This window comes from Dellaglioa sp. CoH-57-MRSF-20 (assembly GCF_056781955.1).
Genome location: NZ_JBXAXV010000001.1, coordinates 387,907 through 394,577, shown reverse-complemented (window position 1 = coordinate 394,577; position 6,671 = coordinate 387,907). Strand labels below are relative to the sequence as shown.

The following is a 6,671-nucleotide window of genomic DNA, read 5'->3' as shown; positions in this document are numbered from 1 at the left end:
TGTTCAGTTTTCAAAGATCTACTTGGTTGCTTTTGACAACTTTTATATCATATCAAGGATTTCGTTAATTGTCAAGAACTTTTTTAATTAATTAACTGGTCACATTTGAATTAGTTGTTTACTACTGAAGCAACGTTTATTACTTTACCAAGAATAATCACCTTCGTCAAGCCTTTATTTAAATTAAATCTAAATCAATGAATGTAAACGTGTACATCGTGTTTTATTATTACTTTTACTGCTGAAATAAAAGTAAAAAAAGAGTATTGTCACATAGCGACAATACTCTCATATAATATTATTCATCAAAAATAATCCTATAAAATAATTTAAAAATATTTATTGATTATCATCTGGTCTCATAGTTGGAAATAATAACACATCTCTGATAGATTGTGCATCAGTCATTAACATAACCAACCTATCTATTCCAATTCCTAAACCACCTGTTGGTGGCATACCATATTCGAGTGCTTCAATGAAATCTTCATCGATTCCTTCCGCTTCATCGTTACCATCTTCACGTTCTTCAACTTGGGACTCAAATCGCTCTCTTTGATCAATGGGGTCATTTAACTCAGTAAATGCATTAGCATATTCTGTACCTAAAATATACATTTCAAAACGATCCGTAAATCTTGGATCATCTTCATTTTTCTTTGCTAAAGGCGAAATTTCTAAAGGATGTCCATAAACAAAAGTAGGATCAACAATTGTATCTTCAACAAATTTTTCGAAAAATTCATTAATGATATGGCCAACTTTCCAATATGTTTCATATTTAACATGATGTTCATCTGCCAATTTTTGTGCTTCTTCAACTGACATTTCTTTCCAAAAATCCACTCCAGTTACGGACTTAATAGCATCTACCATATGAACTCTTGCAAATTTTTTATTAAAATCTACTTTTTTTCCATCATATTCAATAATTCCGTCATTTGAAATTACATCTGCGACTGCTTTAAAAATGCCTTCAGTTTCATCCATTACATCATGGAAGTCATAGTATGCAACGTACGTTTCAAGCATTGTAAACTCAGGATTATGTTTTGTATCAATTCCTTCATTACGGAACACTCGACCAATTTCGTATACTTTTTCCATTCCACCAACGATAAGTCGTTTTAAATGTAATTCTAGTGCAATTCTCAAGTATAGTTCAATATCTAACGCATTATGATGTGTTGTAAATGGTTTAGCTGATGCTCCACCTGCTTGGTTATGCAGTACTGGCGTTTCAACCTCAATATATCCATTACCATCTAAATAACGTCTTACAGCTGAAATAATTTGACTACGTTTCATAAATCGATCAAAGCTTTCACGATTTGTGATTAAATCAAGATATCTTTGTCTATAGATTTGTTCTACATTTTGCAAACCATGAAATTTATCTGGTAATGGTCGTAATGCTTTTGATAGGAAAGTAACTTCTGTTGGGCGAATCGTTAATTCACCCATATCTGTTTTCATAACATCACCTGTTATACCAACAAAATCACCAATATCTGAACGTTTAAAGATATGATATGTATCTTCACCTACAACATCTTTACGGACATATAATTGTAAACGTCCATCTTTATCCTGAATATCAGCGAAACTCACTTTACCTTTACCACGTTTAGACATTAATCTACCTGCGATAGTAGCTTGGATATCCATACCATCAAGTTCTTCTTTAGTTAATGCATCATACTTATCATGTAATGCTTTAGTCATGTCTTTACGTTCAAAGCGGTGTCCAAATGGATCGACCCCTGCTTCGCGAAGTTCAACAACTTTTTCACGACGTACCTTTAATTGATCATTCATACTTTGTTCTTGCTTTACCATATTATATCCCTCACTTAATTACATATTTCACTTACTATCATGCCAATTAACCCAATAAAATGCAACTAATTCTATGCTTCTTTTTGCATTAATTTGAATTCACGTTCTTTTGTATCTTCTAAAAATTTATCAAATATCGTTATCATAGTAGCTTCTGAATTTGCTTCATTCAATGCTGCTTTAGCACGAGCTGAACGCGAAATACCTTTTAAGTAGTATGCTGCTTGACTTCTGAATTCTTTAGGTCCAATAACCTCACCCTTTATCTGGCAAAGTGCGTGCAAGTGTTCTTTAGCAACTAAAATTTTATCAGATGCTGAAGGTTCAGCAATGAGTTCACCTGTTTCAAGGTACGTTGCTGTCTGCCTAATCATCCACGGATTTCCTAATGCAGCACGGCCTATCATAACAGCGTCGGCACCGACTTCATCTAACATCTTCTTTGCATCTTGTGGCGTTTTAATATCACCATTACCCATAAAAGGAATTGTTTTTAAATTACTTTTAACTTCATGTAAAATATTCCAATCTGCTTTACCATTATACAACTGGAAACGTGTTCTTCCGTGCATTGCAAGTGCAGCTGCACCACCTTGTTCAGCAGCTAAGGCATTTTCAACTGCTAAAATATGATCTTCGTCCCAGCCTGTTCTCATTTTAACTGTTACCGGAATTGACAGCTCATTAGTAACCGCATCAACCATTTCGTATACTTTATCTGGATCAAGCAACCAACGTGCGCCTGCGTCTGTTTTTGTTACTTTAGGTACAGGGCAACCCATATTAATATCGACTATGTCGGCTGACGTGTGTTCTTCAACAAACTTAGCAGCAGCAACCAATGTTTCCTTATCTCCGCCAAAAATTTGAACGCTAACTGGATGTTCTCTTGGATCTACAAACAACATGCTCAACGTTTTTTTATTTCTAAATTGGATTCCTTTATCAGAAATCATTTCACAAACTACTAATCCAGCACCAAAATCCTTACAAATCATTCTGAATGCCGCATTTGTTACACCTGCCATAGGTGCAACAACTACTTGATTAGGAATTAATATATCGCCAATTTTCCATTCCATTCTATTCACCTCATCGTTTTTTACACTTACTATTGTTTAGTATCATAACACAAATCATATATTGATAAAATTTATTTAGCTGAACCCTCTAATAATTTCATTAATTCATTTTCAGAATATTGATATCGATTTCCACAAAAACGACAAACAGCTTCGGCACCATGATCCAATTCGATCATTTCAGTGATATCGCTTTTTGGCAAACTAGCTAATGAACCGTAAAATTTATCTTTTGAACAATCACATTCGAACGCAACTGGCATTGTATCCAAGATATTAACATTTTCTTTACCAAACATCAGATATATAATATCTTCTGGCGTTTTACCATCTCTTAGCAATTCTGAAATCATAGGCATTTCTGCTAATTTTTTTTCTAAATTATCGATAACTTCATCAGTTGCGCCAGGCATTACTTGAATCATAAACCCACCGGCCACTTCGATTGTATTGTCCGTGTTCACAAATACAGATAATCCAACTGATGATGGAATCTGCTCTGATTTAGCTAAATAGTAAGTAAAGTCTTCGCCAAGTTCACCTGAAACCAATGGGACTTGTCCCGTAAACGGTTCCTTCATACCCATATCTTTTGTTACTGCCATTGATCCAGTTGTTCCAACGGCACCTTTAACATCAATTTTATTTTTTTCATTTAATGGTAAATGAACGTGGGGTTCACTCAGATATCCTTTAACTGTTCCATCAGCGTTACCATCAATTACGATAGCACCAACTGGCCCATCACCATTAATTTTAACGGTCATTTTTTCATCGGCTGACAATGTAGATGTACTTAGTAATAATGTTCCTATTAGGCTCCGCCCAAGTGCAGCTGATGCTGCGCTCCATGTGTCATGTCTCCTTTGTGCTTCAGCAACCGTATTTGTCGCAGTAACAGCATATACTCTTAATTTACCGTCAAAGGCCAAACTTTTTACAAGATAATCTTTCATTCGTTTTCTCCTTAAATAATTCATTTTAGACCAACAAGAACTCCGATAGATAATCCATCGGAGTTCTTAAGTAACGATTATTTATCGTCTTTATTCACTTTGGGGTAAAAAACAACCGTTTTAGATAAATCAACTTCATCTGTTTCTTCAGCTATTTTTTTTGCATCTTTACGTTCTAATTCTTTTTTTGTTGCTTCAAAAGAACCATCTTTTTCACTCGGAAATTCATTTGCATCGTCTTTTTCTGGCATTTTGCCATCTTCGAACAAGCTTAAAATTTCTTTTTCATCAAGTGTTTCAAATTCTAATAACTTATCAGCAATCAATTTATGCTGTTCTCTATGTGCTTCAATAATTTCTTTAGCAAGTTTCATACCTTCTTCAGATAGACGACGAACCTCAGAATCAATAATGTCAGCCGTATTGCTTGAGTAAGCAGCACTTGGTTGACCTGAACCACCAGCGAACATTTGGCTATTGCCTTCTAATTGAACAGGTCCGAGTTTTTCACTCATTCCATATTCAGTAACCATTGAGCGAGCCATTTGTGTTGCTTGTTGGAAATCGTTTGATGCGCCTGAAGATTGTTCATTGTAAACAATTTCTTCAGCTGCACGTCCACCCATTAATCCAGCAATTTGTTCACTCATATCTTTTTTAGACAATAACATTTGATCTTCTTTTGGTAACATGATTGCGTAACCGCCAGCACGACCTCGAGGGACAATTGTTACTTTGTGAACAACTCTAGCATCATTTAGGACTAATCCAACAATTGTATGTCCGGCTTCATGGAATGCAACTGTTTGACGTTCTTTTTCATTAATCGTACGATCACGTTTTGCTGGTCCCGCAATAACACGATCCTCAGCTTCATCCATATCGCTTGCATCAATTTTTGATTTATTACGACGAGCAGCTAATAATGCAGCTTCATTTAAAAGATTTTCTAAATCAGCACCAACAAATCCAGGTGTCTGCTTAGCAATAACTTTTAAATCAACATCAGATGCTAACGGTTTGTTTTTTGCATGAACATTAAGAATAGCCTCACGACCCTTAACATCTGGGCGACCTACTAAAACTTTACGATCAAAACGACCAGGACGTAAAAGTGCTGGATCCAGAACATCCGAACGGTTAGTAGCTGCAATTACAATCACACCTTCTGTACCCGTAAATCCATCCATTTCAACAAGTAATTGGTTCAATGTTTGTTCACGTTCATCATTACCGCCACCTGTACCAGAGCCACGACGACGTCCGACAGCATCAATTTCATCAATAAAGATAATTGATGGTGCAGTTTTCTTAGCATTTTCGAACAAATCACGTACACGACTTGCCCCAACACCGACAAACATTTCTACGAAATCAGAACCGGAAATTGAATAAAATGGTACTTCAGCTTCACCAGCTACTGCTTTTGCGAGTAAAGTTTTACCAGTACCAGGAGGTCCCTCTAGGAGAACACCTGATGGGATTCGAGCGCCTAAATCAGCAAATTTGCGTGGTGATTTTAAGAATTCAACAACTTCAACAAGTTCTTGCTTTTCTTCTTCTGCACCGGCAACATCAGCAAAACGAACTTTATTATCTTTTTTCTCGGAAGGTTTTGTTTTTGATTTACCAAAGTTCATCACCTTACCGCCACCACCGCCACCTTGTCCTGCTTGTCCCATCATAAGATAGAAAAAGCCGACCATTAATACAAGTGGAATAACCGTAATTGCTAATTGCAACCAGATACTATCTGATTGTTCTTCTTTTGTATCCATTTTTGTCTTTGTTGCTTCAGATGATTTCAAAATTTGTGCCATATTTGAATCATTTTGAATAACTGTTGACGTAAAGTTTTTAACTTTTGTTGTTTTCTTTGAAGCTGGAATTAATGAGAACCCAGTATCCTTGCTCTTTTCTGTTTGAGCTTTCTTATAAGTCCCTGTTATTTTGTAGACACCACCTGATGGTTGAATATCAAATGATTTCACTTGGTTTGATTGTAATTTTGAGACAAATTCACTTGATTGAATTTCTTGTGTTTCCGTTTTGCTGTTTCCATCAAAAAAGAAGTACATTACACCCATTATCCCAAGCATGATAACTATGTAAAATAAACTATTTTTAAAAAGTCCATTTTTAGGATTGTTTTTCATATCTACTCTCCTGCCCGTTTTTCTTTATTTTTATTTCAACTATCGTTTGAATAGGATACACTATATCACAATTGACATTCTTTGACCATTATTTTACTCTGTATAAATTTCAGGTTTCAAGACGCCAATATATGGTAAGTTCCTATATTTTTCAGCATAATCTAATCCATAACCAACTACAAATTCATTTGGAACTTCAAATCCTGCATAATCAACGTTAACAGTCACTTTACGACCTTCTGGTTTGTCCAACAACGAACAAACCTTAACAGATTTTACATTTCTATTGTTAAACAGATCGATTAAGTAAGCTAAAGTTTGTCCTGTATCCACGATATCTTCAACAATAATCACATCTCTGCCTTTAACATCAATATCTAAATCTTTGATAATCTTAATCTCACCAGTTGATACGGTACCATCCCCATAGCTCGAAACATTCATAAAATCAACTTCTGCATAATCTGCAACATTTTTAGCAATGTCAGCCATAAAAAGATAGGCGCCCTTTAATATACAAACAAGCAATGGATTTTTGCCTTGATAATCAGCGGTAATCTGTTTTCCTAATCGCCGAGTAACATCTTGAATTTCTTGCTCACTGTAAAGAACTTTTTTGATATCTTCATCCATACACT

At 35.3% G+C, this 6,671-nt stretch carries 5 protein-coding genes; all 5 read right to left on the bottom strand.

Going from position 1 to position 6,671, the window contains the following annotated elements:
- Window positions 1–339 precede the first annotated feature (339 nt).
- The gene (lysS, locus tag AC1RPN_RS01820; RefSeq protein ID WP_481760847.1) at window positions 340–1,839 is read right to left on the bottom strand and encodes a lysine--tRNA ligase; all 1,500 of its coding nucleotides are present in this window, start codon (window positions 1,837–1,839) and stop codon (window positions 340–342) included.
- A 71-nt stretch (window positions 1,840–1,910) separates the two neighbouring features.
- On the bottom strand, window positions 1,911–2,921 hold the full coding sequence (gene dusB / locus AC1RPN_RS01815; RefSeq protein ID WP_481760848.1) for a tRNA dihydrouridine synthase DusB: 1,011 nt from the start codon (window positions 2,919–2,921) through the stop codon (window positions 1,911–1,913).
- Window positions 2,922–2,992: 71 nt separating this feature from the next.
- Window positions 2,993–3,877 carry an Hsp33 family molecular chaperone HslO gene (hslO, locus tag AC1RPN_RS01810; RefSeq protein WP_481760849.1) on the bottom strand — a complete coding sequence of 295 codons (885 nt, stop codon included), beginning with the start codon at window positions 3,875–3,877 and terminating at the stop codon, window positions 2,993–2,995.
- Window positions 3,878–3,954: 77 nt separating this feature from the next.
- Window positions 3,955–6,033 carry an ATP-dependent zinc metalloprotease FtsH gene (gene ftsH / locus AC1RPN_RS01805; RefSeq protein WP_409021575.1) on the bottom strand — a complete coding sequence of 693 codons (2,079 nt, stop codon included), beginning with the start codon at window positions 6,031–6,033 and terminating at the stop codon, window positions 3,955–3,957.
- 93 nt (window positions 6,034–6,126) lie between these two features.
- A complete protein-coding gene (gene hpt / locus AC1RPN_RS01800) occupies window positions 6,127–6,666 on the bottom strand; it encodes a hypoxanthine phosphoribosyltransferase (RefSeq protein ID WP_409021576.1) in 540 nt (179 codons plus the stop codon).
- Window positions 6,667–6,671: the final 5 nt, after the last annotated feature.

What these genes read in the sequence shown, in the direction of transcription:
- dusB (WP_481760848.1), bottom strand. Translation starts at nt 2,921, where the DNA reads ATGGAATGGAAAATTGGCGATATATTAATTCCTAATCAAGTAGTTGTT.
- ftsH (WP_409021575.1), bottom strand. Translation starts at nt 6,033, where the DNA reads ATGAAAAACAATCCTAAAAATGGACTTTTTAAAAATAGTTTATTTTAC.
- lysS (WP_481760847.1), bottom strand. Translation starts at nt 1,839, where the DNA reads ATGGTAAAGCAAGAACAAAGTATGAATGATCAATTAAAGGTACGTCGT.
- hpt (WP_409021576.1), bottom strand. Translation starts at nt 6,666, where the DNA reads ATGGATGAAGATATCAAAAAAGTTCTTTACAGTGAGCAAGAAATTCAA.
- hslO (WP_481760849.1), bottom strand. Translation starts at nt 3,877, where the DNA reads ATGAAAGATTATCTTGTAAAAAGTTTGGCCTTTGACGGTAAATTAAGA.